Below are 2572 nucleotides of genomic sequence, written 5' to 3'. Positions count from 1 at the left end.
TAAACTCGATTTTTTGTTTGTTTCTTTATTTGCTTCTAGAGATTAGCTAATTCCTTAAATAAAATAAGCAATCACTCTTTTTAGCTCTTACAATTTGATCAATTATTATAGCTCATAGCTTCAGTAGATAAAATTCACGCATTTTAGCTCCGCATTTAAGAGGACCACCATGTGCTTTAAAACATTTTATATTACTGAATTTAAGCTTGAGCCTTCTAAGCTTTATATCTTAAAGCCTCAATTACTTCCTGCATCGCTTTAGATTTATGGCGATTTTGAGGATAGTAAAGATAGAGAGGCTCATAAACCGGAGCAAACTCACTCAGTACTTCGACTAACTCTCCGCTCTCGATTTGAGCTGCATACTCATAGCTAAAGCCCCAAACCATTGCCGTCCCATCTAAAGCCGCTTGTTTTAAAAGCTCGGGAGTATTACTCCGTAAACTGTAAGTAAGATCAGGCTTAACAATATTTCCGTTTTTCATAAACTCCCAGTTAATGTACTGACGTTTATTATTTAAACTTAAACAAGCTAAAGTATGCTGATGGAGTTCATCAAGAGTTTTTGGAGTTCCATGTTTAGCGAGATAAGCTGGACTAGCTACAAGATGCATTTTTATAGGGGGACTAATTTGCACCGCTATCATATCTTGAGCCAGTTCTTCTCCTAAACGTACCCCAAAATCAAATCCTTGCTCGACAATATCCACAAAATTAAAATCTGCATAAAACTCGAGATTTAATTCAGGATTTGCTTGTAATAAATCTTTTAAGCGAGGATAGAGTAAATAACGACAAATATTGGTCGAGGCGTTAATCCTAATTGTTCCACGAACTTCATTATTTACATTACTTAATTCGAGAATTTCTTTTTCAATACTATCGTATAAAGGAATTAAACGCTCATAGAGTTTACGTCCCGCCTCAGTACAAGAAATACTACGAGTGGTACGATTTAATAGTTTTACTTTTAAGCGATTTTCTAGATTAGTAATCCCGTGTGAAACTGCTGAAGTGGTGATATTTAAATACTTAGCAGCGCTGGTAAAACCACCACTCTGAACTACCACTAAGTAGAGATATAAATCATTAAAATTCTTTGCCATAAATGCTTATTAATACAGTCCTTTTCTCTGTATTATACACATAAATACCCATTTCTCACATTTTAATCCAAATTGGTTCTTGGACTTAAGCTCAAACTTCTCCTTATTTTGTCATCTAAGTAAGTTACTTCGACTAAAATTACTTCTTTAAATTTTTAACTAGCTTTAGCTTCTATTTTAGAGTTCACAACAAAACTTTAAACAAGTAACGAAAAAAATGCTACCAAAAAAACAATCTAAACAAATGTAGACCTATTTTTCCAACTCATCAAGTTTGCAAAAGCATTGCAGCTTGAACTTTTGGGGTTTGTCAACGTTTAGGATTTAAATAAACTAAAATCTAGATGCAAAAAAGATGTGTTCATAACCCCTTATCGGAGCTAATCACACATCTTTATTTCATTTTCCACATAAAACTAGCCTCAACTTTCAAAGTTGGACTAATTTCTTACTTTTTGCTACTAGCTTCTACTTTTTTGCTACCACTAAAAACGATAAGCTTACAAAAACTAAAATAATTACAGCATAAGGCATAATTGTACCCGTAACTATTAAAGCTAGTAAGGTAGAAGAAACTATCCCTGAACCATATTGTAAAGCACTTAATAATGCTGTAGCCGCTCCTACCTGATCATTTTTTACTTTAGCTAAAGCTAAACTTGTTCCTAAAGAAGAAAGAACTGCCGTAGGAGCAAAATGTAAAATATTTGTCATGATAATAGCATACATACCACCAAAACCAGTTTGAGCAATAATTACCAGTACTATTCCCCAAAAAGTTGCCCATAAGGTACAAACTTTTACTACTAGATGCATATCCAGCTTAGTAATATAATTGCGAATAATTAAGCTTAAAATTACATTCCCTACCACTGCGGCAGCAAAAAATAAACTAAATTGCACCGCTGAGGCTCCAAAATAAGTAATAAATACAAAAGGAGAGCCAGTAATAAAAGTGTAATTTGCTATATATAAAAAAGTAATGGTAAGGACATAACGCATATATTGCCAATTACCTAGTAATTGAGCATAAACTGTAAATACCTTAGCTAAATTATGCCAACTCGTTGGAACACGATTTGTAGGAGTAAGAGTTTCTGGGAGAGTAAAACTAATTAGTAAAAACATAAAGCCAACAATTGCGAGATAAATAAAAATTGCATGCCATGAGAAATAAGCTGCAATTGCACTCCCAAGTAAAGGTCCTAAAATTGGCGAAATTGCTAAAATAATATTTAATAACAATAAGATTTCAGCTACTCGAGTTGGACTATATTGATCTCGAATCATTGCTCGAGCTAACATTGGAGCTGTACATGCACCTAATGCCATGATTATGCGCCAAGTTACTAACTGAGTCATACTTGTACTATAAGCACAACCAAAAGTACCTATCACAAAAATTAGCATCCCAAGATATAACGGGATCTTACGCCCAACCATATCGGAAATAGGTCCCCAAATTA

2 protein-coding genes are annotated in these 2572 nt (G+C 33.8%); both read right to left on the bottom strand.

Features of this window, described 5'->3' with window-relative positions; translation table 11 throughout:
- Positions 1-215: 215 nt before the first annotated feature.
- Positions 216-1106 (bottom strand): LysR family transcriptional regulator, encoded by an 891-nt coding sequence (locus CKF59_RS06730; protein WP_119535174.1) that lies wholly within the window; start codon positions 1104-1106, stop codon positions 216-218.
- A gap of 468 nt (positions 1107-1574) precedes the next feature.
- Positions 1575-2572 (bottom strand): MFS transporter (locus CKF59_RS06725; RefSeq protein ID WP_119535173.1); only part of this gene is annotated, 998 nt, incomplete at its 5' end.

Origin of the sequence: Psittacicella gerlachiana (assembly GCF_003585965.1) — a bacterium.
Classification (GTDB): domain Bacteria; phylum Pseudomonadota; class Gammaproteobacteria; order Enterobacterales; family Psittacicellaceae; genus Psittacicella; species Psittacicella gerlachiana.
The sequence above is the reverse complement of the archived record's forward strand: the minus strand, read 5'-3'. Positions and strand labels throughout refer to the sequence as shown.

Bases quoted from the DNA above. Each gene is read 5' to 3' on its own strand.
- CKF59_RS06730 (WP_119535174.1), bottom strand. From the start codon at position 1,106: ATGGCAAAGAATTTTAATGATTTATATCTCTACTTAGTGGTAGTTCAG.